The following is a 22,976-nucleotide window of genomic DNA, read 5'->3' on the forward strand; positions in this document are numbered from 1 at the left end:
CACTTTTTTGCAGAGGGGAGTGTAGATAATGACCTCTATTCTTACAACATGGAAGCAGGAACTCCAAACGATATTAGATCAATTTTCCCAACAAGTTCCATTGAATGAACAGCAGACGGTGGTGATTGGCTGCAGTACAAGTGAAGTCATGGGGGAAAAAATCGGAACAGCAGGCACCACAGAAGTAGCCCAAATGATTTTCGAGACATTAAAGGAATTTCAGATTAAACATGGGGTGCAGCTGGCCTTTCAATGTTGTGAACATCTCAATCGTGCGCTTGTAGTTGAGAAGCAGACGGCTTTAAAAAATGGATGGGAGATGGTTTCCGTTGTGCCTGTGCCCAAAGCAGGCGGTTCCATGGCAGCCTTTGCTTATGAACAAATGAACGATCCGGTCGTTGTAGAGTTCATAAAAGCCGATGCCGGCATTGATATTGGTGATACTTTCATTGGCATGCATCTAAAGCATGTAGCGGTACCGGTTCGGTGTGGGGTTAAGCAAGTCGGAAATGCCCATGTTACATTAGCGATGACAAGGCCAAAACTGATTGGCGGAGCACGTGCTGTTTATGAGCGGACAAGGGAGAACCATGCTTGTTCGTAGGTGTATTCCTTTACCAAAAACCACAGGTTACATATAAAGCAGCTATATGATTTTATATCGCATGAATGATGCGAAAAGGGAACGATAAAAAAGCCATTAGAGAGAAATGTTCGTGTTTTTCTAATGGTTTTTGTGTTTTTTTGCAAAAAAAACAGGAGATTTAGGAATAAAACTTCTAAAATCCATAATATCCGTGTTACAATAGAGTGGAATTTTTGATTTTTGGAAAATTAAAAAAGTGTACGTGAGGAGGATTTTTTAGATGGAGAAATTAGCACAACAAGACCCACAGCTTTTTCAAGCCATTCAAGATGAATTAATGAGACAACGTTCAAAAATTGAGTTGATTGCTTCGGAAAACTTTGTCAGTGAAGCGGTAATGGAAGCTCAAGGATCGGTTTTAACCAATAAATATGCCGAGGGATATCCTGGTAAACGTTATTACGGTGGTTGTGAATATGTTGATGTAGCAGAAGATTTAGCGCGTGAACGTGCGAAGCAATTGTTTGGTGCTGAGCATATAAACGTACAGCCCCATTCTGGTGCACAAGCTAATATGGCCGTTTACTTTACAATCTTAAACCAAGGCGACACAGTTTTAGGAATGAACTTATCCCATGGCGGGCATTTAACCCACGGAAGTCCGGTAAACTTTAGCGGTGTCCAATATAATTTCGTCGAGTATGGCGTGGATCCGGATACGCATACGATTAACTATGATGATGTGTTGGAAAAGGCAAGATTACATAAGCCAAAGCTTATTGTAGCAGGTGCCAGTGCATATCCTCGCATCATTGACTTTAAACGTTTCCGTGAAATTGCTGATGAGGTTGGCGCTTACCTGATGGTGGATATGGCACACATTGCCGGTCTTGTTGCAGCAGGACTCCATCCAAACCCAGTACCACATGCGCATTTTGTTACAACAACTACTCACAAAACGTTACGTGGTCCTCGCGGCGGTATGATTTTATGTAAAGAAGAGTTTGCCAAGCAAATCGATAAATCCATCTTCCCTGGCATTCAAGGCGGCCCGCTTATGCATGTGATTGCAGCAAAGGCTGTAGCGTTCGGTGAAGCGTTACAGGACGATTTCAAAACATATGCCCAAAACATTATCGATAATGCCAAACGTTTGGCAGAATCTTTGAAGAAGGAAGGATTCAGCCTTGTTTCTGGCGGTACGGACAATCATTTACTCTTACTTGATTTACGTTCCATGAACTTAACAGGTAAAGTGGCGGAAAAAGCGCTTGATGATATCGGAATTACTGTTAACAAAAACACGATTCCATATGATCCGGAAAGCCCATTTGTAACAAGCGGTATCCGTATCGGTACTGCAGCGGTAACAAGCCGCGGGTTTGGTTTAGAAGATATGGATGAGATTGCCTCTATCATAGCGTTAACGTTGAAAAATGTTGATAATGAAGAAAAGCTGGCAGAAGCCCGTGAACGTGTAGCTGCTTTAACAGGAAAATTCGAGCTATATAAAGCTTTATAATTTATAATAATCAGTTCCAAAAAGTACCCGATTTCGGGTACTTTTTGCGTTAAGAACATTATGATAGTGAAGCAATCTGTTCTCGGTTTGAATTTAAGAATAGCTGTGTCTTCAAAATCTCGCCAGTCGAGGTTTTGTATGTGCAGAAAAAGGATGAATGCCGCAAAATTAACAAATTCCTAACAATTCATGAGAATTGATGAAACGACCTTGAATGAGGTTTGCTTTTTCTGTAAAATAGACACAATGCAAAAATTCCTTCAAATGAAGCGAATTTGTTTAAGTACCATTCTCATGAGGATGGTACTTCGATGTGTAACGGAAGAAAAAGGAGAGATCAAGATGGGAAAAGTATACGTATTTGACCACCCGCTAATTCAACATAAATTAACGTACATACGCGACATCAATACAGGAACGAAAGAGTTCCGTGAACTTGTAGATGAAGTGGCAAGCTTGATGGCATTTGAAATTACACGTGACTTGCCTCTTGAAGAAGTGGAAATCGAAACACCTGTTTGCAAAACACCGTCTAAGGTATTATCGGGTAAAAAGTTAGGGATCGTTCCTATTTTACGCGCAGGATTAGGAATGGTAGACGGAATTTTAAAGTTAATCCCTGCAGCAAAAGTAGGTCACATTGGGTTATATCGTGATCCAGAAACGTTAAAACCGGTTGAATACTATGCGAAGCTTCCAAGCGATATTGAAGAGCGTGACTTCATCGTTGTTGATCCGATGCTTGCAACAGGGGGATCAGCAGTAGAAGCAATCAACTCCCTCAAAAAACGGGGTGCGAAAAACATCAAGTTCATGTGTTTAATTGCGGCACCTGAAGGGGTAGAAGCAATTAAGGAAGCACATTCTGATGTTGATATTTACATTGCTGCATTAGATGAAAAGCTAAACGACCATGGCTACATCGTTCCTGGCTTAGGAGATGCAGGCGATCGTTTATTCGGTACAAAATAAATTCCGCATAAAAGGTGATAAAGATGAACCAGCCAATTAAAGTGATGACCATTTTCGGGACTCGCCCTGAAGCGATCAAGATGGCACCGCTTGTATTAGAACTAAAAAAGCGTTCAGAAGAATTTGAAGCGATTGTAACCGTTACGGCACAGCATCGTGAAATGTTAGATCAAGTTTTGAACATTTTTGATATCAATCCGCACCATGACTTAAATATCATGAAGGATCGTCAAACGTTGATGGACGTGACAACAAGAGGGCTGCAAGGGTTGGATGCCATCATGAAGGAAGTGAAGCCTGATATCGTCCTTGTTCACGGCGATACAACGACTACCTTCATTGCCAGCTTAGCTGCTTTTTATAATCAAATTGTTGTGGGCCATGTAGAAGCTGGATTGCGTACATGGAATAAATACTCTCCTTATCCGGAAGAAATGAATCGTCAATTGACGGGAGTGCTGGCAGATTTACACTTTGCTCCAACTGAAAAGTCGGCGAACAATCTGCTGCGGGAAAACAAACCGGAAGAAGCGATTTTTATTACGGGTAACACGGCAATTGATGCTCTAAAAACGACGGTTCGTGAGGAATACACTCATCCTGTTTTAGACAAAGTGGGCGAAGATCGTTTAATTTTATTAACTGCCCATCGTCGTGAAAATTTAGGCGAACCAATGAGAAACATGTTTCGGGCTGTGAAGCGAATTGTAGAAGAGCACGATGATATTCAGGTTGTATACCCTGTACACTTAAATCCGGTGGTGCGTGAATTGGCGGATGAAGTGTTGGGGCAAGATCCGCGCATTCACTTAATTGAGCCGCTGGATGTCATTGATTTCCATAATTTTGCGTCCAGAGCCCATCTTATTTTAACGGACTCCGGAGGCGTACAAGAGGAAGCGCCATCTCTTGGCGTACCGGTGTTAGTATTGCGGGATACAACAGAACGCCCGGAAGGAATTGAAGCCGGAACGTTAAAGCTGGCAGGAACGGAAGAGGAAAATATTTATCAGCTTGCTAATCAATTATTAACGGATCAGGAAGCTTACGAATCCATGGCTCATGCCTCTAACCCTTATGGTGATGGCTTTGCTTCTAAACGTATCGGTGATGCCATCAGCTTCTACTTTAAACGCAGCGAGAAACGTCCTGAAACATTCAATCCATTAACATAGGGATGTGGTACACCTCTCACATGAAAAGCTTGTCTTTGTGACACGCTTATAGTGAGGGGTGTTTTTTTATGAAAAAAAGCATGATCGTTTTGTTTGCCTTTTTCTTTTTTATATCTAAAACAGACGCTTATACAATTCCTGATCGACCGGCTGTTGATTCCTATTTAGAAAACAAAATCGAAACGAAGATCTTCATAGCCGAAGAAGAGATAGGAGAGAAGACGGTACAATACCTGGAGGATAAATACCCGGGTTTAGATATCCGTACAACTTACAATGAAGTGTTTCACGGTTTTTCGGCAAAAGGGCGGTATGGGTCATTGCAGGCCGTTCAACGTGAACCATTTATCATGAATTCTTATCCTATCTCTTACTATAGATTGTTTGCGGATGAAAGTATTCCCTTCATCGGAGGAGAACGGGTGAGGGGAGTACTCGATCAGAAAGGCCGTCGCCTAACTGGGGACGGAATAAAAATTGGAATCATTGATACAGGTATTGATTATCATCATCCGGATCTTCATAACAATTACCGTGGAGGCTATGACACAATCGAATTGGATGGTGATCCGATGGAAACATTACCAAAAGAAGGAATTCCTACTTCTCATGGCACACATGTGGCTGGAGTTATAGCGGGAAATGGAAGGATGAGAGGAGTGGCCCCTGAAGCAGATCTTTATGTGTATCGAGCTTTAGGTTCAGGGGGATTGGGAACGTCTGAACAAGTCCTTTTGGCTATTGAAAAAGCTGTTGAAGATAAAGTGGATATTCTCAATTTATCCTTGGGAAATGAGGTGAACGGACCGGATTGGCCGACAAGCTTGGCTCTGGATAAAGCAGTGGAAAAAGGTATCATTGCTGTGACATCGAGTGGGAACTCAGGCCCGAAATTGTGGTCGGTAGGTTCTCCTGGAACATCGTCTAAGTCCATTTCCGTCGGTGCCTCGACTCCTCCTACTGTTGTTCCTTATATTAAGATAGGGTTATTACCGGGCAAATATGAAATCACACCGTTTATCGGAGCAAAAAGATGGACGTTAAGAAGGGGATATGAAATCGTGAATGCAGGCATAGGGGAGGAAGAAGAACTCCAACAGGCAAGGGGGGCAGTTGCTTTTGTTCGCCGCGGGGGTCTTTCTTTTCAGGAGAAAGCCAAGAACGCTGAAAAAGCGGGAGCGGTCGCTTTAATTATAGCCAATCATGTATCTGGTACTTTTATCGGTTTATTACAGCAAAATGCGGATATTCCGATTGTCTCCATGAGTAAAGAGACGGGCGATCAAGTGGAAAAAGAAATAATGAAACAATCGGCCACCCTTTATTCTTTTTATAAGAAAAAAGAAGATCTCCTTGCCCCGTTCAGTTCAAGAGGACCTGTAACGGAAACATGGGGAATCAAACCCGATCTTGTGGCCCCGGGAATGAATATTGTGAGCACGACTCCGAAAGGATATGAAGAAATGCATGGAACGAGTATGGCAGCACCTCATATCGCAGGGGCGTGTGCCTTGATTTTACAGGCTCATCCCAGCTGGTCTGCAGAACAAGTGAAAGCGGCTTTAATGAACACTGCTAAACGATTGAAAAAAGAGGATGGAACATACTATGCTCCTTATGAGCAGGGGAGCGGACGAGTGCAAATAATGGAAGCAGTAAATGCTTCGACTCTTATTTATCCGAGTTCGCTGTCGTTTGGGGTGCAAGAGGGGACACACTCTTTTGGGAAACAAACCTTATCATTAACGGTGGAAAATGTATCAAACCGCTCTCAGTCTTATTATTTTGATTTGCCTGATGGAAAAGGAGAAGAATGGCGGCTTCCTTTACCCTTTACGCTGCACCCGAATGAGAAAAGAAAGGTAGACATTCACTTGAGGGTAGATGTTTCCCGGATGAAAAAGGGCATTCATTCTGGTTTCTTAACTGTGAAAACATCAGAGAAAAGCATTTATTTACCCTATATATATATGGTAGGGGAGCCGGGTTATCCGCGTGTGATGGGTTTTCGTTTTTATAAAGGAGATCAATCAGGAGAGTATGTATATGAATTGTTTCTGCCCGGGGGAGCGGATGAAATGGGGATTGCCTTGTATGATCCGATCACTTTGCAGTTTGTTCATTATTTGGATGTGAAAAGGAAAGTATCGCGCGGGCTGGTTAAGGAGCTGGTAAAAACATCGCTTCCAGCAGGAGTGTATAAAGCACTAGTATTCGTTAAAAAAGGTTCCAAAGAAGATGTATTGGAATCCACTATTACTATAGGAAGAAAGGATTAAACTATATAACTTAATACAAAAAATGGATTTAAAGAAATATGGCACTATATTTTCCACTATTTATACTGTGAAATTGTGTACATTTTTTGACAAATTGTGTAGTTTCCTTATAACACATTGACATTGGATAGGTCCTATTGTATGCTAACAAGGGATATATATGGTAAGGTTTTCAATAGAAGAAAGCAACCAAAAAATATCGTATTTTTTCGACAATTTTTCAGCTGTTTTGGCAGTGTTTATTTGTCTTTACCCTGAATAAATATCAATTAAACACTAAAAAATTTTGCCAAAAAGAGAGGCGGTAAAATGAGTCGAAAGCAGCGTCATCCCTTACAAGCAATGACAGCAATGTCAATGATTCTTTCACAGTTAGTGGGTTCTGTTTTACTCGGGCTATTTTTGGGGAGATGGCTTGATCAAAAATTTGGAACCGAACCACTTTTTCTTATTCTTTGCCTTCTACTCGGACTGGGAGCAGGAATTTATGCAATGCTTCGAACAGTTCGCCACTATTTCTCAGGAGAGTAGCCATGCAAGATATCAAACAATTGTTTCCAAGACTTAGATTCTACATATTGTTCATATTGGCTCTGTTTGTGATTGGATGGGGTTTTACTCCATACCACTCTGTTTTTCTGGGGCTTATATTGGGAACATCTTTCAGTTTGTACAATTTATGGATTTTAGCCCGGAAGCAAAACAAGGTCGGACAGGCTATTACAGAAGGAAAGAGAATTAGATCATTTGGTACTTTCACCAGATTTGCTGTCGCGATTTTAGCTGTTATGATTGCTGTGGAATATCCCCGCATCTTTCACTTAACAAGTGTCATTTTGGGATTAATGACATCCTATATTGTCATTATGATAGATTTATTTATCCAACTCATACGCAAATAGAAACTGAACGGGAAGAGAGGTGAATTACTGTTGGAACACGGTGCATTTACATTTACATTTTCAGGGTTAACTTTTAACCTATCTAATGTTTTGATGACATTAATTGCCTCTGCGATCGTTTTCATCATTGCTGTGGCAGCCACTCGTAGCCTTTCTGTCCGTCCTACAGGCCTGCAAAACTTTATGGAATGGGTCATGGATTTCGTAAAGGGTATTATCGGCAGTACAATGGACTGGAAGACAGGCGGCCGATTTCTTACGCTTGGAATGACATTGATTATGTACATTTTTGTATCAAACATGTTAGGCTTGCCGTTTGGAATCGTAATCGATGGCAAATTGCTTTGGAAATCGCCTACTTCAGACCCTGCAATTACTTTAACGTTAGCCGTGATGGTAGTTGTCCTCACCCATTATTATGGGATTAAGCTGAAGGGGGCAGGCGAATATTTTAAAGGGTATTTTCAACCGCTGCCTTTTTTATTCCCATTAAAAATCATTGAGGAATTTGCGAATACATTAACGCTTGGTCTTCGTCTTTACGGGAATATATATGCAGGTGAAATTTTATTAACATTGCTTGCAGGAATTGGGACAAGCGGTGTGTTTGGTGCTGTTCTTGGTGCCGTTCCAATGATCATCTGGCAAGGATTCAGTGTGTTCGTTGGTACAATCCAAGCATTTATCTTTACTATGTTAACGATGGTTTATATGGCTCACAAAGTAAGCCATGACCATTAATTATAAAAAGCAATTTTTAAGGAATTCATAATTTTTTTACCATAAAAAGGGAGGACTTTCTACAATGAATTTAATCGCAGCTGCAATCGCAATTGGCTTGGCGGCACTTGGTGCTGGTATTGGTAACGGTTTAATCGTTTCTCGTACAGTTGAGGGGGTTGCTCGTCAACCAGAAATGCAAGGTAAGCTTCAAACATTAATGTTCATCGGTATCGCATTAGTTGAGGCACTTCCTATCATCGGCGTAGTTATCGCGTTCATCGTAATGGGAAGATAATAAAGGGACTAGTTCCCCCACATAAATGGCGAAGATCGTTTTTAGGCCTTCTTCGCCATTGCTTTATGAACAGACAATAAATGTGTTGTTGAATATAGGTTGAACTTGATTTTTTGAGAGTAGCATGAAGACAGACTCTTGAAGGGAGTGAATTCTTGTGGCATTTAATTCAAATATGTTTGTATTAGGAGAAGCTGCTGGTCATGCGACAGGCGTTAACTTTGGGGATATCATTTTCCAATTGGTAACATTCCTAATCTTAATGGCATTATTACGTAAATATGCTTTCGGTCCACTAATGGGGATTATGAAGCAGCGTGAAGAACATATCGCTGGTGAAATCGCTGCAGCGGAACAGAGCAATCAAGAAGCGAAAAAGCTTTTAGAAGAGCAACGTGGATTATTAAAGCAAACTCGCCAAGAAACACAGGTAATGATTGAGAATGCTAAAAAGGCTGCAGAAGATAAGAAAGAAGAAATCGTTGCAGCAGCTCGTGCAGAAGCTGATCGCATTAAAGAAACAGCTAAGCAAGAAATCGAGCGCGAAAAAGAGCAAGCTGTTGCTGCTTTACGTGAGCAAGTAACATCTCTATCTGTTCTTATTGCTTCTAAAGTAATTGAAAAAGAATTATCTGAGCAAGACCAGGACAGCTTGATTAAAGAGTATATTCAAGAGGTAGGAGAAGCGCGATGAGCAAACATTTAGTAGCGAAGCGCTATGCATTGGCTCTTTTTCAATTAGCACAAGAACAGAATGCAGTAAACGAGTTCGAGGAACAGCTTCTTGTTATAAAAAAAGTATTTGAAGAAAATCGTGAACTATTGGTTGTACTAAAGCATCCAAAAGTTTCATTTGAACAAAAACAAGCATTATTAAAAGAAGCATTCTCTACTTTGCTTCCACAAATCCAAAATACGTTATCTTTGCTTTTAGAACGTCATCGCATAGGTATTGTGATAGAGATGGTGTCGGATTTTGTTGAATTAGCGAACGAGTCTAAAGGTACGGCAGAAGCAACTGTATATTCGGTTCGACCTTTAACAGAAAACGAAGGACAAGCGTTATCTGAGTCGTTTGCGAGAAAAGTAGGAAGACAGTCATTAAAAATTCAAAATATCGTAGATAAGAGCCTAATTGGGGGCGTTAAGCTTCGCATTGGCAATCGCATTTATGATGGTAGCGTAAGCGGCAAGTTAGAGCGTATTCAGCGCCAACTTCTTGCGAACAGATCGTAGATAGGGGTGAAATTGATGAGCATCAAAGCTGAAGAAATTAGTGCACTGATAAAAAAGCAAATCGAAAATTATCAGTCTGAAATTAAAGTGAGCGATGTTGGTACAGTTATTCAAATCGGTGACGGTATCGCACGTGTACACGGCCTTGATAATGTTATGGCCGGAGAGCTTGTAGAATTCTCTAATGGTGTCATGGGTATGGCACAAAATCTTGAAGAAAACAACGTTGGTATCATCATTTTAGGTCCTTATACAGGTATCCGTGAAGGTGACGAAGTACGCCGTACGGGACGTATCATGGAGGTACCGGTAGGGGAAGCATTAATCGGCCGTGTTGTAAACTCTCTAGGCCAACCAGTAGATGGATTAGGTCCAATTGAAACAACAAAAACTCGTCCAATCGAAAGTCCGGCTCCTGGTGTAATGGATCGTAAATCAGTACATGAGCCATTACAAACAGGTATTAAAGCGATTGACGCATTGGTGCCAATCGGACGCGGACAACGTGAGTTAATTATCGGTGACCGCCAAACAGGTAAAACAGCAGTTGCAATCGATGCAATTCTTAACCAAAAAGGCAACGGTATGATTTGTATTTACGTTGCGATCGGTCAAAAAGAATCGACTGTACGTAACGTAGTTGAAACATTGCGTAAGCATGGTGCATTAGAGTACACAATCGTTGTAACAGCTTCTGCATCACAGCCAGCTCCAATGTTATTCTTAGCTCCTTATGCTGGGGTAACAATGGGTGAAGAGTTCATGTACAATGGCAAGCACGTATTGGTTGTATACGATGATTTAACTAAGCAAGCGTCAGCTTACCGTGAGCTTTCACTATTATTACGCCGTCCGCCAGGTCGTGAAGCATATCCTGGTGACGTATTCTACTTGCACTCCCGTCTTTTAGAGCGTGCAGCGAAATTGTCAGATGCAAAAGGTGCAGGTTCTATCACTGCTCTTCCATTCATTGAGACACAAGCAGGTGACGTTTCTGCTTACATTCCTACAAACGTAATCTCAATTACGGATGGACAGATTTTCTTACAATCTGACTTATTCTTCTCAGGTGTCCGTCCTGCGATTAACGCTGGTTTATCGGTATCACGCGTTGGGGGTTCTGCCCAAATCAAAGCGATGAAGAAGGTAGCGGGTACGCTGCGTCTTGACTTAGCTTCTTACCGAGAACTAGAAGCATTCGCTCAGTTCGGTTCTGATTTAGATAAAGCAACTCAAGCAAAACTTGCTCGTGGTGCTCGTACAGTAGAAGTATTAAAGCAAGGTTTAAATAAACCTCTCGCTGTTGAAAAACAAGTAGCAATTCTTTACGCGTTAACTCGCGGATTCTTAGACAACATTCCGGTAGAAGATATTAACCGCTTTGAAGATGAGTTTTTAACATGGTTAGGTAAAAACCGTAAAGAAGTATTAGATCACATCCGCACAACAGGTGATCTTCCTGCTGAAGGAGACATCAACGGTGCAATTGAGGACTTCAAAAAGGTTTTCGTCGTTTCTGAATAAGAAAGTGAAGCTTTAGATCGGAATACATGAGGGGCAGCGGCAGCTTTTGCGCTGTTGCCGTCTCATAATTATTTACTGTAAAACGGCTCGATTTTGTCTATTAAAAGGTGGTGAGAACCTTTGGCATCATTACGTGATATAAAAACTCGTATTAATTCCACAAAGAAAACAAGCCAAATTACAAAAGCGATGGAAATGGTATCAGCAGCGAATTTCAATCGTGCTGAGCAAAATGCAAAATCATTTGTTCCTTATATGGAAAAGATTCAAGATGTAGTGGCTAATGTTGCACTGGGCAGCACTGGTGTTTCGCATCCAATGCTTGTTTCACGTCCAGTGAAGAAAACAGGCTATCTTGTGATTACAGCGGATCGCGGTTTGGCAGGTGCTTTTAACAGTAACGTATTACGTACTGTTTATAATACGATTCAACAACGCCATCGTTCACAAGATGAGTATGCCATTATTGCGATCGGACGTATGGGACGTGATTTCTTCAAGAAGCGTGACATTCCGATAATGTTAGAGATTACAGGTTTAGCGGATCAGCCTTCGTTTGCCGATATCAAAGAAATAGCTTCTAAAACAGTTAGTATGTTTGCAGACGGCACTTTTGATGAGTTGTATATGACTTATAACCATTTCGTCAGTGCCATTCAACAAGAAGTAACGGAGAAAAAGCTCTTGCCTCTAACTGACATTGCTTCAAATAAGAAGTTAACATCATACGAGTTTGAGCCTTCTGAAGAGGAAATTTTAGAAGTCCTGTTACCTCAATATGCGGAAAGCCTCATTTATGGAGCGCTTTTAGATTCAAAAGCAAGTGAGCATGCTGCCCGTATGACAGCAATGAAAAATGCAACGGACAATGCAAAAGAACTTATTCGTTCACTTACGCTTTCATATAACCGAGCTCGTCAGGCAGCGATTACTCAAGAAATTACGGAAATCGTTGCTGGAGCTGCAGCGCTTGAATAATGAACGTGAAAACATAAATGTTTTGTTACTAGCAAGTTAGGAGGGAAAACGATGAAAGGACGCGTTACTCAGATTATGGGTCCAGTTGTAGACGTAAAGTTTGACAGTGGACATCTTCCTGCTATTTATAACGCTTTAAAAATTAAACATGCAGCGCGTGGCGAAAATGAAGTTGATATTGATTTAACTTTAGAAGTTGCCCTTCACTTAGGTGATGATTCAGTTCGTACGATCGCCATGGCTTCTACAGATGGCCTTGTTCGTGGATTGGAAGTTGAAGATACAGGTGCTCCGATTTCCGTACCTGTAGGTGATGTAACATTAGGACGTGTATTCAACGTACTAGGTGAAACAATCGATTTAGATCCTGCAATCTCTGGAGATGCTCGCCGTGATTCTATTCACCGCCAAGCGCCAAAATTCGATCAGCTTTCGACTCAAGTAGAAATTCTTGAAACAGGTATCAAAGTAGTAGACTTACTTGCACCATATATCAAGGGTGGAAAAATCGGTCTATTCGGTGGTGCCGGTGTAGGTAAAACAGTATTAATCCAGGAGCTTATCAACAACATCGCTCAAGAGCACGGCGGTATCTCTGTATTCGCTGGTGTAGGTGAGCGTACTCGTGAAGGAAATGACCTTTACCATGAGATGAGCGACTCCGGCGTTATCAAGAAAACAGCGATGGTATTCGGACAAATGAACGAGCCGCCGGGTGCGCGTATGCGTGTTGCCTTGACAGGTTTAACAATGGCTGAATACTTCCGTGATGAGCAAGGCCAGGACGTATTGTTCTTCATGGATAACATCTTCCGCTTTACACAAGCTGGTTCAGAGGTATCGGCGTTACTTGGCCGTATGCCATCTGCCGTAGGTTACCAGCCGACATTAGCAACGGAAATGGGTCAATTGCAAGAACGTATCACATCAACAAACGTAGGTTCCGTAACATCGATCCAAGCGATTTACGTACCTGCCGATGACTATACAGACCCGGCACCAGCTACAACATTCGCTCACTTGGATGCAACAACAAACCTTGAGCGTAAATTAACGGAGATGGGTATTTACCCTGCGGTAGATCCTCTTGCATCGACTTCTCGTGCACTATCGCCTGAGATCGTTGGTGAAGAGCATTATCAAGTTGCACGCGGCGTACAACAAACATTACAACGCTACAGAGAGCTTCAAGATATTATTGCAATCCTTGGTATGGATGAGCTTTCTGACGAAGATAAGCTTGTCGTACATCGTGCTCGCCGTGTTCAGTTCTTCTTATCTCAAAACTTCCACGTGGCGGAACAATTCACAGGTCAACCAGGTTCATACGTACCGGTTAAAGAAACGGTAAAAGGCTTCAAAGAAATCCTTGATGGCAAGTATGACCACCTTCCTGAAGATGCATTCCGTTTAGTAGGAAGAATTGAAGATGTTATCGAAAATGCGAAACGCATGGGAGTAGAAGCTTAATATAAGGGACATAGGAGGGAATTAAATGAAGACAATTCATGTCAGTGTAGTGACTCCTGATGGCCCAGTTTATGAAGCAGATGTGGAAATGGTAAGTACGAGAGCCCAGAGCGGTGAGCTTGGTATTTTACCAGGACATATTCCGTTGGTAGCTCCACTTGAAATCGGAGCTGTTCGCTTGAAAAAAGGGGGCAGCACTGAGCTGGTAGCTGTTAGCGGCGGCTTCCTTGAAGTAAGGCCAGATAAAGTGACGATTTTAGCACAAGCTGCTGAACAAGCAGAAGAGATTGATGTTCATCGTGCTGAAGAAGCGAAACGACGCGCTGAGCAACGCTTACAAGGCAGACAAGATGATATTGATTTTAAACGTGCTGAACTTGCGCTCAAACGTGCCATCAACCGTATTGAGGTAAGTCAACGTAAATTTTAATCCTAATCAATAACCCCCTTAAGGAGATTCCTTAAGGGGGTTTTATTTATCCCCTCGCTTGTTGCTGAAAGGAACAGGAGATATGCAGAGGCTCACGATTTTTTTGGTTCATAAGGGGCTGACTCAAAAGCCTTCAGGGAATGACAATAATCTATTTTTCCTAATCGCACATAAAAACGAAAGCATTGGCTGAAAGAACTTGGTGAAGATGATTGTTTAATTGAAATAAATGACATATTAGACAAACATAAACAGATACGTTGTCGACACTCTATAGGCGATTTGTTATAATATTACCAATACATTTCTAAATTTTTCGATAATTGTTAAGGAGGGAGGCATATTTGTGGGCAGCCTCAATACATATCTCAACAATTACATGATTGTTTTCATTTTCCTGCTATTAGGCATCTTGTTGCCTGTCGCAGCATTAACAGCCGGAAGATTTCTCAGACCTCATGCACCGAGTGCGGCAAAACAAACAACATACGAAAGTGGAATTGAACCGTTTCATGAAGCAAGAGTCCAATTTAACGTCAGATATTATATATTTGCGTTAATGTTTGTCATCTTTGATGTGGAGACGGTTTTTTTATACCCATGGGCTGTTGCATACGAACAGCTAGGTTTGTTTGCGCTTATTGAGATGATCATCTTTGTTTTTATGCTGTTAATCGGATTAATCTATGCTTGGAAAAAGAAGGTGCTGAAATGGAACTAAACTTAGAGCATATTTCAAAAGAAGAATTAGAAGAGATGAGACGCAATATCTTTTTAACGACCCTTGAGCAATTGAAAGCATGGGCAAGAAGCAATTCTTTATGGCCACTTACTTTCGGGCTTGCATGCTGTGCGATTGAAATGATGGGAGTAGGCTCTTCCCACTATGATTTGGATCGTTTCGGTTCATTCTTCCGCACATCCCCAAGGCAGTCCGACGTTATGATTATATCTGGAACTGTTACCAAAAAGATGGCGCCTATTGTTAAAAGGCTATATGATCAAATGCCTGAGCCGAAATGGGTCATTGCCATGGGGTCATGTGCAACGGCAGGAGGACCATATGTGAAATCCTACGCAGTGGTCAAAGGCGTTGATCAAATTGTCCCTGTCGATGTTTATATTCCTGGTTGTCCACCAAACCCAGCCGCATTAATATATGGAATCAATAAATTAAAAGAAAAAATACGTTATGAAGCCAAAACTGGAAAGAGGGTGATTTAGTCTATGAGTGAAGACAAATCACTGGAGCAATTAAAAAAAGAAGCTGCCGAAAAAGCAAAATTAGAAGCGAAAAGAAAGGTGGAAGAGTTAAAGAAACAGAAAGAGGAAGCGGCAGCTGAAAGTGCATACGATGTGGAACTGGCAAAGAAAAAGGCAGCCGCTGCAGCCAAGGCGAAAGCGCAGGCCCTGGCAAAACAAAAAGCGGCTGATTCATCAGAAAAAAGTGAAGAAGAACTGGCAAAAGAAAAAGCGAAAGCCATTGCAGCGGCGAAAGCCAAAGCAGCGGCAGCAGCAAAGGCAAAGGCAAAAGCTGCCGGTTCGGAAACAACAGCATCACCTCAACAAGAACAACCACCTTCTCTTAATCAACCACTTCTGAATAAATATGTGAAAGTCATCAAAGAGCATTTAGGTGAAGAGATTTTAGAAGCTTACTATATCAATCGTCTTTCTAAGGACGTTCCTACCCTTGTTGCCACACCTACTACCTATTACAGAATAGCCGAATTTCTTAAATATAACGAACAACTGAGCTTTGACTATTTATCGGAACTTCATGGAACAGATTTCCAAACACATTTTGAAGTATATGTACACCTTTATTCTTATAAAAATCATCAACCTGTCGCCTTAAAGGTTAAAATCGATCGTGAACGGCCAGCTCTTGCTTCCATTACAAAGCTATGGGCAGGAGCTGATTGGCCTGAACGTGAGACCTATGATTTACTGGGGATTATATTTGACGGTCATACCAATCTGAAACGGATTATGCTGCCGGATGATTGGGTGGGGTATCCTTTACGAAAAGATTACGAGCCTTACGATGTGGAGGTATAGCACATGATCCGTACAGAAGAAATGCTTTTAAACGTAGGCCCTCAGCATCCCAGCACACATGGTGTACTTCGCCTTGTCATTAAAATAGACGGTGAAATTATTAAAGAAGCGACACCTGTTATCGGCTATCTTCATCGCGGTACAGAGAAATTAGCGGAAAATCTCCAATACACACAAATTATCCCTTACACCGACCGAATGGATTATTTATCGGCCATGACCAATAACTATGTCATTTGCCATGCGGTTGAAACGATGATGGGAATCGAAGTTCCCGATCGGGCAGAGTATTTACGTGTTCTGGCCATGGAACTTGGACGTGTTGCCAGTCATCTTGTCTGGTGGGGAACATATTTATTAGATATCGGTGCCGTTAGTCCTTTCTTGTACGCCTTCCGTGAGCGGGAGATGATTATCAACTTATTAAATGAACTATCAGGAGCTCGTTTAACATTCAACTACATGCGGATTGGCGGAGTTAAGTGGGATGCACCTGAAGGCTGGATTGAAAAAGTACGTGAGTTTGTTCCATATATGAGAGAACAACTGAAGGGCTACCATGACCTTGTGACAGGGAATGAGATCTTCCTTCACCGCGTAAAGGGGGTAGGGGTTTACACGAAGGAAGAGGCCCTCAATTATTCGCTGAGCGGTGCCAACCTTCGCTGCACAGGGGTGAAATGGGATCTTCGGAAAGATGAACCATATTCAATCTATAATCGTTTTGATTTTGATGTTCCCGTACGAGAAAAGGGAGATGCGTTTGCCAGGTACGAATGCAGGATGGCTGAAATTGAAGAGTCATTAAAGATTATCGAGCAAGCAGTGGAACAATTCCCTGAAAATGGAGACATTATGGCAAAAGTGCCGAAGATCATTAAAGCACCCAAAGGGGAGGCGTTTGTCCGAATTGAGTCACCAAGGGGTGAAATTGGCTGCTATATCGCGAGTGAAGGAAAAAAGGAACCTTATCGTCTGAAATTCAGGCGCCCGTCTTTTTACAATCTTCAAATCTTGCCGAGGCTGCTAAAAGGGGAGAACATGGCCAACTTAATTACCATTTTAGGCGCCATTGACATTGTGCTCGGGGAGGTTGATGGTTAATGATCGAAAGCTTGCTTCAATCTTCACCAGGATGGATGAATTTTCTTATTTTCTTTGGGCTTGCGACCGCTTTGCTGATGGTTGTATTAGGATTTGTTACATATGGCATCTTAGCGGAACGGAAAGTCATGGGCTTTATGCAGGGGCGTATCGGACCCAATCAAGTCGGTGGAAGATGGGGACTGCTGCAAACCGTAGCCGATGTATTAAAACTTTTGCTCAAGGAAGACACCATTCCTAAATTGGCAGATCGACCTTTATTCATTTTAGCGCCCGCCATTGCGTTTGCACCTGCCTTTATGGTTTTAGCAACCATTCCGTTTACGGAACACGTACAGTTTGCAGATATTGGGGTAGGGCTGCTTTATTACATAGCCATATCCGGTTTATCGACTGTTGGAGTTGTGACAGGAGCCTGGGCATCCAACAATAAATACGCTTTGCTGGGAGGAATGAGGGCTGCTGCTCAGATGATTTCATATGAAATCCCTCTTGTTATGTCGGTGTTAGGCGTCATTTTGTTAACAGGTAGCCTGAATTTAAACGAGATTGTTCAAGCACAGGAAAAGGTATGGTTCATTTTTTTACAGCCTGTTGCCTTCCTTGTCTTTTTAATCGCTTCTGTTGCTGAACTTAATCGTACACCTTTCGATTTGCCGGAAGCGGAATCTGAGCTCATTGCAGGGTTTCATGTGGAATATTCAGGTTTCCGCTGGGCGTTTTTCATGTTGGCAGAATATGTGTATTTTTTCGCAATGGCTGCCCTTACGACCGTTTTATTTTTAGGAGGGTGGCATCCTGTTCGATTCCTTGATTTTATACCGGGCGCTGTTTGGTTTGCGTTGAAATTCAGTGCGGTTGTCTTCTTGCTTATTTGGTTTCGTATTACATTTCCGCGTTTACGTGCCGATCAGCTCATGGAGTTCGGCTGGAAAGTCCTATTGCCAATTGCGTTAGCCAATATCTTTGTAACAGCTATTGTAAAAGAGCTGTTCTTCTAAAAGGAGTGGGGACATTGTTTGGTTTAGCCAAGGGGCTAGCTTACACATTAAAAAATTTAACGAAGAAAAAAGTGACATATGATTATCCGACCGAGTCTATTCCGCTGCCAGATCGTTTCAGGGGCATTCAAAAATTTTATCCTGAAAAATGTATCGTTTGTAATCAATGTGCCAATATTTGTCCAACAGATTGTATTCAATTGACGGGAAAAAAGCATCCAGATCCGGCGAAAAAAGGGAAGATCATTGATACGTATGACATCAACTTTGAAATTTGTATTTTATGCGATTTATGTACGGAAGTTTGCCCAACTGAGGCAATTGTGATGACCAACAATTTTGAATTGGCGGAATACAGCCGGGATGATTTGTTTAAAAATCTGGAGTGGCTCGATGAAAATGATCAAAATGTGAGAAAGGAGAATAAGGCATGATGCTGTCAGGAGAATTTGTTGCCTTTATCGGTCTCGCATTGGCAGCTATTATCGGAGCCATGTTGATGATTCAGTTAACAAAAGTCGTCCACATGGTCGTAGCGCTTGTGTTCACATTTGTTAGTATTGCCGGTTTATTCGTACTGTTGTCTGCCGAATTTCTCGCTGCCGTCCAAGTCTTAATTTATTCAGGGGCCATCACCATTATTATGCTGTTTGGCATCATGCTGACCAGACACGATGATCAGGAAGAAGACAAAGTGAGCTGGCGAAGAAAAATTCTTATTTTAATTGGGGTTGTTGGATTTGGACTTTTCATGTTTCTAGGAATTCATAACTTATCATTTGGTGACCAGGCAGTGAATTTGCATGAGGAGAATACGAAACAGATTGGAATTGCTTTGTATTCGAAACACATCATTCCGTTTGAATTAACGTCCGTTGTTCTGCTTGTCGCTTTAATTGGGGCTATTATTCTAGCGAAAAAAGATGAAAAGGAGGCAGATGAAAAATGAGCAGTATCCCATTATCTGCTTATCTCATTTTGGCCATCATCTTATTTTGTATCGGATTGTACGGGGCTCTTACAAAACGTAACACCGTAATCGTTCTGATTTCCATTGAACTCATGCTGAATGCTGTGAACCTGAACCTGGTGGCATTCAGTAAATACGGGGTAAATCCGAATATTACAGGTCAAATCTTTTCGCTGTTTACCATCACGGTGGCAGCGGCAGAAGCAGCAGTTGGTTTAGCGATATTGATGGCTCTTTATCGTCGTAAAAAGACCATTAATATCGATGAAATGGATTCAATGAAGCATTAAAAACGATGAAGGCTGTATATATTTGACTATACGGAAAGCATCGGAAAAAGGGGATTGGGAATACGATGATGGAGAATGCTTGGCTCATACCGGTTTTTCCACTTATCTCATTTTTGTTCCTTCTTCTCATTGGTCAGCGTTTGAAGGAAAACAGTGCCTACATCGGGATATTCTTCACCTTTCTTTCATTCATTCTCTCTGTCGTAGTATTGGTGAATCGACTGCAGGGACCGACTTATAAGGCAGAAGGTACATGGCTGCAAATCGGTGATACGATTATAACAGCAGGATTTGAAGTGAACGCATTGAATGCGCTCATGATCGTGATTGTCTCGCTTGTCAGCTTTTTAGTACATGTTTATTCAAAAGGATATATGCATGGGGATGAGCGTTTTTCTGTTTTTTACGCATATCTCGGATTGTTTACATTTGCGATGTTAGGGCTTGTCCTTTCTCCCAACCTGCTTCAGCTTTATGTATTTTGGGAACTTGTAGGTCTTGGGTCATTTCTGTTAATCGGTTTTTATTTTTATAAGGAAGAAGCGTTTGCTGCTGCCAGAAAGGCATTCATTATGACACGTATAGGGGATGTCGGCCTTTTCATTGGTATGATTCTATTATTCTGGCAAGTGGGCAGCTTTGAATATGATGAAATATTTAAGGCTGTTGGAGCCGGCACGATTCCTTTAACCATGATTACCTTAACGAGTATTTTAATTTTTATCGGTGCTATAGGGAAATCAGGTCAGCTTCCGCTTCATACATGGCTGCCGGATGCGATGGAAGGCCCCACTCCTGTATCAGCCTTAATTCACGCTGCAACGATGGTAGCAGCGGGCGTTTATTTAGTAGCGACCATGTTTCCGCTCTTTGCAGCAAGTGAGGCAGCTTTAACCATTGTAGCGACAGTTGGAGCGATTACGGCCATTTTTGCCGCTTCCATTGGTTTGGTCCAAAAGGATATTAAACGGGTATTGGCTTATTCAACTGTCAGCCAGCTTGGTTACATGATGCTGGCACTCGGATCGGCTGGATATGTAGCCGGTGTCTTTCATTTAATGACACATGCTTTCTTTAAAGCTTTATTGTTCTTGGCGGCAGGAAGTGTCATTCATGCAGTACATACTCAAAACATTGAAGAAATGGGAGGCCTGTGGAGGAAGCTTCGCCTAACGGGAATTCTGTTTCTGGCCGGTACCCTGGCGATCAGTGGTGTGCCGTTGTTTTCAGGGTTCTTTAGTAAAGATGAAATCTTAATTGCAGCCTGGGCCCACGGAAATTACGTGTTATTTGCTCTTGCCATAGTTGCTGCTTTATTTACAGCTTTTTATATGTTCCGTCTATTCTTTATGGTGTTTAGTGGTGATTTCCGTGGAGAAGAACAACACATTCATCAATCACCAGCTGTCATGACCATGCCCATGATTATGTTAGCGGTGCTGGCTGTTGGAGCCGGTTATGTTCAAACACCGTGGTTTGGTACATTCCTGGGTGACTGGCTGACGGAAAATCGTCCTGAGTTGGGACATGGACATATTGAGGGACCTTTATGGATCATGGTGTTGGCAACGGTCATATCTTTGATTGGAATTTTGATTGCTTATATGATGTATGGCAAAAAGGCATGGTCAAGAGATTGGTTAAGCGGAGCCCTTCCGATGACTTATTCGGTATTATACCGAAAGTATTATGTAGATGAGTTCTATCGGGGAACCGTTGTAAACGTTGTGAAGATCATTAGCCTTTTCTGCAAATATATCGATGAATTCTTTGTTAAAGGGTTAATCGCGTTGGTTGTATCTGCGGTTCAGTCCATCGGAAAGAATGGAGCTCGTCTTCATAACGGCCAAACCCAGCGTTATGGAACAGTTGCTTTTATTGGATTGGCTGTGCTGATCATTATACTTGCGGTGTCAGGGGGGTATTTAAGTTGAATCATTCCTATCTTTTATCATGGCTTGTTTTCTCCCCGCTTCTTGGCATAATTGCTTTGTTGTTTATTCCAAGAAACAAGGAACATCTCGTTAAACGGGTTGGTTTTTTAGCAACCCTTATTCCCCTTGCATTAGCGATACGGGTATATAGTCAAATTCAATCAGGAAAAGCGTACACAGATTTTGCGCAAGTGCATGATTGGTTTCAATTCGGCCATTTCCCCATGCTTGAAGGGGCGTTTGCTGTTCGCTATGAGTTGGGATTGAGCGGTCTTTCCTTAGCCATGATTTTGTTAACCGCTTTGCTGTCAAGTCTTGCTGCCATTGCATCCATCTACATTAAGCATGAATGGAAAGGATATTTTATGCTGTTTCTTTTACTCGAAGTCGGGATGCTTGGTGTGTTTGCTGCAGAAAACCTTGTGTTATTTTTTATCTTTTTTGAGATCACCCTCATTCCAATGTTTTTCCTCATCGGCAAATGGGGATTTTTTGAAAGGGAAAAAGCGGCATACACGTTTCTTCTTTATAACGGTCTCGGATCGGCTGTGTTATTGATCGTCATTGTGACATTACTTGCAAGAACGGGAACCTCTAACATTGCTCTGCTGACAGAGATATTAAACAGGGGGGCGGGGGACGTCCAGACCATCGCTCCATTATCGGAAAGTGCACGGTTTGGTTTACTTATCGCGCTCTTAGTGGCATTTGGAATTAAACTTCCGATTTTTCCGCTTCATACATGGATGCTCCAAGTCCACGTACAAGCACCTCCTTCCATCGTTATGCTCCATTCAGGCGTTTTGCTGAAAATTGGTGCATTTGGTTTCATTCGGTTTGGCCTTGGGATGTTTCCGCAAGAGTTTCAGAAAATTGCCGGTATTCTAGTAGTACTGGGTATCATTAATTTGCTCTATGGTGCCTTTTTGGCCTTTATCCAACCTGATTTCAAAAAGGTGCTTGCATACTCCAGTGTTTCGCATATGGGAATCGTATTAATCGGACTGGGCTCGTTGAATGAAGCTGGTTTGCAAGGCGCTATTTTTCAGGTTGTATCACATGGCTTTATTTCAGCATTGTTATTCTTCCTTGTGGGCGTCTTTTATGAACGAGTCAATACTTCGACCATTTCTCGTCTTGGGGGGCTTGCTAAAACGATGCCGTTAGCTTCAGGCTTTTTATTGGCAGGGACGATGGCCTCCCTGGGATTGCCGGGCATGTCGGGTTTTATTAGTGAGTTCATGGCTTTTTTAGGGTTATTTAAAGTGATGCCTTTCCTGGCAGCGGTTGGGACACTAGGTATCATTATGACAGCCGTATATTTACTGAGAGCAGTCTTAAACATGACCTTTGGAAAAAGCAATCCAGTATATGAAGGAGCGAAAGATCTTAAAGGCATTGAGGCGCTGCCAGTGGCCATCCTTCTTGGTTTCATTATTCTAATAGGTGTGTACCCGGCCGTTTTAACAGAATTAATTCAAACATCCATTCAGTCCATTGCATTGGGAATCGGGGGGTGATCAG

General features: G+C 42.0%; 25 protein-coding genes. All 25 read left to right on the forward strand.

The window, feature by feature from the left end; genetic code table 11:
- Nucleotides 1-28: 28 nt before the first annotated feature.
- Nucleotides 29-604, forward strand: a complete 576-nt coding sequence (locus tag ACFOU2_RS23905; RefSeq protein ID WP_377918837.1) for a TIGR01440 family protein — start codon at nt 29-31, stop codon at nt 602-604.
- Nucleotides 605-866: 262 nt separating this feature from the next.
- Nucleotides 867-2,108 (forward strand): serine hydroxymethyltransferase, encoded by a 1,242-nt coding sequence (glyA, locus tag ACFOU2_RS23910; RefSeq protein WP_377918838.1) that lies wholly within the window; start codon nt 867-869, stop codon nt 2,106-2,108.
- Nucleotides 2,109-2,450: 342 nt separating this feature from the next.
- Nucleotides 2,451-3,080, forward strand: coding sequence for a uracil phosphoribosyltransferase (gene upp, locus ACFOU2_RS23915; RefSeq protein WP_377918839.1), 630 nt, complete (start codon nt 2,451-2,453; stop codon nt 3,078-3,080).
- Between the two features lie 23 nt (nt 3,081-3,103).
- Complete coding sequence (wecB, locus tag ACFOU2_RS23920; protein WP_377918840.1) at nt 3,104-4,255, forward strand: non-hydrolyzing UDP-N-acetylglucosamine 2-epimerase; 1,152 nt, start codon at nt 3,104-3,106, stop codon at nt 4,253-4,255.
- A gap of 68 nt (nt 4,256-4,323) precedes the next feature.
- Nucleotides 4,324-6,534, forward strand: coding sequence for a S8 family serine peptidase (locus tag ACFOU2_RS23925; RefSeq protein ID WP_377918841.1), 2,211 nt, complete (start codon nt 4,324-4,326; stop codon nt 6,532-6,534).
- Between the two features lie 309 nt (nt 6,535-6,843).
- On the forward strand, nt 6,844-7,065 hold the full coding sequence (locus tag ACFOU2_RS23930; RefSeq protein WP_377918842.1) for an AtpZ/AtpI family protein: 222 nt from the start codon (nt 6,844-6,846) through the stop codon (nt 7,063-7,065).
- A gap of 2 nt (nt 7,066-7,067) precedes the next feature.
- The gene (locus ACFOU2_RS23935) at nt 7,068-7,436 is read left to right on the forward strand and encodes an ATP synthase subunit I (protein WP_377918843.1); all 369 of its coding nucleotides are present in this window, start codon (nt 7,068-7,070) and stop codon (nt 7,434-7,436) included.
- Nucleotides 7,437-7,466: 30 nt separating this feature from the next.
- Complete coding sequence (atpB, locus tag ACFOU2_RS23940; protein WP_377918844.1) at nt 7,467-8,177, forward strand: F0F1 ATP synthase subunit A; 711 nt, start codon at nt 7,467-7,469, stop codon at nt 8,175-8,177.
- 64 nt (nt 8,178-8,241) lie between these two features.
- Nucleotides 8,242-8,454, forward strand: coding sequence for a F0F1 ATP synthase subunit C (gene atpE, locus ACFOU2_RS23945; protein ID WP_377918845.1), 213 nt, complete (start codon nt 8,242-8,244; stop codon nt 8,452-8,454).
- Between the two features lie 175 nt (nt 8,455-8,629).
- Nucleotides 8,630-9,148, forward strand: coding sequence for a F0F1 ATP synthase subunit B (locus ACFOU2_RS23950; protein WP_377919168.1), 519 nt, complete (start codon nt 8,630-8,632; stop codon nt 9,146-9,148).
- Entirely contained in the window at nt 9,145-9,690 is a 546-nt protein-coding gene (locus tag ACFOU2_RS23955) for a F0F1 ATP synthase subunit delta (protein ID WP_377918846.1), read from the forward strand. The genes ACFOU2_RS23950 and ACFOU2_RS23955 overlap by 4 nt, the downstream gene beginning before the upstream one ends.
- A gap of 15 nt (nt 9,691-9,705) precedes the next feature.
- Nucleotides 9,706-11,214: a F0F1 ATP synthase subunit alpha gene (gene atpA / locus ACFOU2_RS23960; protein WP_377918847.1), complete on the forward strand. Its 1,509-nt coding sequence runs from the start codon at nt 9,706-9,708 to the stop codon at nt 11,212-11,214.
- 120 nt (nt 11,215-11,334) lie between these two features.
- Nucleotides 11,335-12,192 (forward strand): F0F1 ATP synthase subunit gamma, encoded by an 858-nt coding sequence (locus ACFOU2_RS23965; RefSeq protein ID WP_377918848.1) that lies wholly within the window; start codon nt 11,335-11,337, stop codon nt 12,190-12,192.
- A 51-nt stretch (nt 12,193-12,243) separates the two neighbouring features.
- Entirely contained in the window at nt 12,244-13,662 is a 1,419-nt protein-coding gene (gene atpD, locus ACFOU2_RS23970) for a F0F1 ATP synthase subunit beta (RefSeq protein ID WP_377918849.1), read from the forward strand.
- A gap of 25 nt (nt 13,663-13,687) precedes the next feature.
- Nucleotides 13,688-14,092, forward strand: coding sequence for a F0F1 ATP synthase subunit epsilon (locus tag ACFOU2_RS23975; protein ID WP_377918850.1), 405 nt, complete (start codon nt 13,688-13,690; stop codon nt 14,090-14,092).
- Nucleotides 14,093-14,471: 379 nt separating this feature from the next.
- Nucleotides 14,472-14,813 carry an NADH-quinone oxidoreductase subunit A gene (locus ACFOU2_RS23980; protein ID WP_377919170.1) on the forward strand — a complete coding sequence of 114 codons (342 nt, stop codon included), beginning with the start codon at nt 14,472-14,474 and terminating at the stop codon, nt 14,811-14,813.
- Nucleotides 14,804-15,316, forward strand: a complete 513-nt coding sequence (locus tag ACFOU2_RS23985; RefSeq protein WP_377918851.1) for a NuoB/complex I 20 kDa subunit family protein — start codon at nt 14,804-14,806, stop codon at nt 15,314-15,316. The genes ACFOU2_RS23980 and ACFOU2_RS23985 overlap by 10 nt, the downstream gene beginning before the upstream one ends.
- Before the next feature lie 3 nt (nt 15,317-15,319).
- Nucleotides 15,320-16,153: an NADH-quinone oxidoreductase subunit C gene (locus ACFOU2_RS23990; protein ID WP_377918852.1), complete on the forward strand. Its 834-nt coding sequence runs from the start codon at nt 15,320-15,322 to the stop codon at nt 16,151-16,153.
- A gap of 3 nt (nt 16,154-16,156) precedes the next feature.
- On the forward strand, nt 16,157-17,257 hold the full coding sequence (locus ACFOU2_RS23995; protein ID WP_377918853.1) for an NADH-quinone oxidoreductase subunit D: 1,101 nt from the start codon (nt 16,157-16,159) through the stop codon (nt 17,255-17,257).
- Nucleotides 17,257-18,258: an NADH-quinone oxidoreductase subunit NuoH gene (gene nuoH / locus ACFOU2_RS24000; protein WP_377918854.1), complete on the forward strand. Its 1,002-nt coding sequence runs from the start codon at nt 17,257-17,259 to the stop codon at nt 18,256-18,258. The genes ACFOU2_RS23995 and nuoH overlap by 1 nt, the downstream gene beginning before the upstream one ends.
- Before the next feature lie 14 nt (nt 18,259-18,272).
- Nucleotides 18,273-18,692, forward strand: coding sequence for an NADH-quinone oxidoreductase subunit NuoI (gene nuoI / locus ACFOU2_RS24005; protein WP_377918855.1), 420 nt, complete (start codon nt 18,273-18,275; stop codon nt 18,690-18,692).
- A gap of 2 nt (nt 18,693-18,694) precedes the next feature.
- On the forward strand, nt 18,695-19,207 hold the full coding sequence (locus tag ACFOU2_RS24010; protein ID WP_377919171.1) for an NADH-quinone oxidoreductase subunit J: 513 nt from the start codon (nt 18,695-18,697) through the stop codon (nt 19,205-19,207).
- Nucleotides 19,204-19,518: an NADH-quinone oxidoreductase subunit NuoK gene (gene nuoK, locus ACFOU2_RS24015; RefSeq protein ID WP_377918856.1), complete on the forward strand. Its 315-nt coding sequence runs from the start codon at nt 19,204-19,206 to the stop codon at nt 19,516-19,518. The genes ACFOU2_RS24010 and nuoK overlap by 4 nt, the downstream gene beginning before the upstream one ends.
- Nucleotides 19,519-19,583: 65 nt before the next feature.
- The gene (gene nuoL / locus ACFOU2_RS24020) at nt 19,584-21,452 is read left to right on the forward strand and encodes an NADH-quinone oxidoreductase subunit L (RefSeq protein ID WP_377918857.1); all 1,869 of its coding nucleotides are present in this window, start codon (nt 19,584-19,586) and stop codon (nt 21,450-21,452) included.
- Nucleotides 21,449-22,972 carry a complex I subunit 4 family protein gene (locus ACFOU2_RS24025; RefSeq protein WP_377918858.1) on the forward strand — a complete coding sequence of 508 codons (1,524 nt, stop codon included), beginning with the start codon at nt 21,449-21,451 and terminating at the stop codon, nt 22,970-22,972. Before nuoL ends, ACFOU2_RS24025 begins: the two co-directional genes overlap by 4 nt.
- Nucleotides 22,973-22,976 lie beyond the last annotated feature (4 nt).

Source organism: Bacillus songklensis, assembly GCF_042649685.1.
Classification (GTDB): Bacteria; Bacillota; Bacilli; order Bacillales; family Bacillaceae_H; genus Bacillus_BA; species Bacillus_BA songklensis.

Excerpts from the sequence above, each read along its gene's own strand:
- ACFOU2_RS23905 (WP_377918837.1), top strand. The coding sequence starts at position 29 with ATGACCTCTATTCTTACAACATGGAAGCAGGAACTCCAAACGATATTA.
- glyA (WP_377918838.1), top strand. The coding sequence starts at position 867 with ATGGAGAAATTAGCACAACAAGACCCACAGCTTTTTCAAGCCATTCAA.
- upp (WP_377918839.1), top strand. The coding sequence starts at position 2,451 with ATGGGAAAAGTATACGTATTTGACCACCCGCTAATTCAACATAAATTA.
- wecB (WP_377918840.1), top strand. The coding sequence starts at position 3,104 with ATGAACCAGCCAATTAAAGTGATGACCATTTTCGGGACTCGCCCTGAA.
- ACFOU2_RS23925 (WP_377918841.1), top strand. The coding sequence starts at position 4,324 with ATGAAAAAAAGCATGATCGTTTTGTTTGCCTTTTTCTTTTTTATATCT.
- ACFOU2_RS23930 (WP_377918842.1), top strand. The coding sequence starts at position 6,844 with ATGAGTCGAAAGCAGCGTCATCCCTTACAAGCAATGACAGCAATGTCA.
- ACFOU2_RS23935 (WP_377918843.1), top strand. The coding sequence starts at position 7,068 with ATGCAAGATATCAAACAATTGTTTCCAAGACTTAGATTCTACATATTG.
- atpE (WP_377918845.1), top strand. The coding sequence starts at position 8,242 with ATGAATTTAATCGCAGCTGCAATCGCAATTGGCTTGGCGGCACTTGGT.
- ACFOU2_RS23950 (WP_377919168.1), top strand. The coding sequence starts at position 8,630 with ATGTTTGTATTAGGAGAAGCTGCTGGTCATGCGACAGGCGTTAACTTT.
- ACFOU2_RS23955 (WP_377918846.1), top strand. The coding sequence starts at position 9,145 with ATGAGCAAACATTTAGTAGCGAAGCGCTATGCATTGGCTCTTTTTCAA.
- atpA (WP_377918847.1), top strand. The coding sequence starts at position 9,706 with ATGAGCATCAAAGCTGAAGAAATTAGTGCACTGATAAAAAAGCAAATC.
- atpD (WP_377918849.1), top strand. The coding sequence starts at position 12,244 with ATGAAAGGACGCGTTACTCAGATTATGGGTCCAGTTGTAGACGTAAAG.
- ACFOU2_RS23975 (WP_377918850.1), top strand. The coding sequence starts at position 13,688 with ATGAAGACAATTCATGTCAGTGTAGTGACTCCTGATGGCCCAGTTTAT.
- ACFOU2_RS23980 (WP_377919170.1), top strand. The coding sequence starts at position 14,472 with ATGATTGTTTTCATTTTCCTGCTATTAGGCATCTTGTTGCCTGTCGCA.
- ACFOU2_RS23985 (WP_377918851.1), top strand. The coding sequence starts at position 14,804 with ATGGAACTAAACTTAGAGCATATTTCAAAAGAAGAATTAGAAGAGATG.
- ACFOU2_RS23990 (WP_377918852.1), top strand. The coding sequence starts at position 15,320 with ATGAGTGAAGACAAATCACTGGAGCAATTAAAAAAAGAAGCTGCCGAA.
- ACFOU2_RS23995 (WP_377918853.1), top strand. The coding sequence starts at position 16,157 with ATGATCCGTACAGAAGAAATGCTTTTAAACGTAGGCCCTCAGCATCCC.
- nuoH (WP_377918854.1), top strand. The coding sequence starts at position 17,257 with ATGATCGAAAGCTTGCTTCAATCTTCACCAGGATGGATGAATTTTCTT.
- nuoK (WP_377918856.1), top strand. The coding sequence starts at position 19,204 with ATGAGCAGTATCCCATTATCTGCTTATCTCATTTTGGCCATCATCTTA.
- nuoL (WP_377918857.1), top strand. The coding sequence starts at position 19,584 with ATGATGGAGAATGCTTGGCTCATACCGGTTTTTCCACTTATCTCATTT.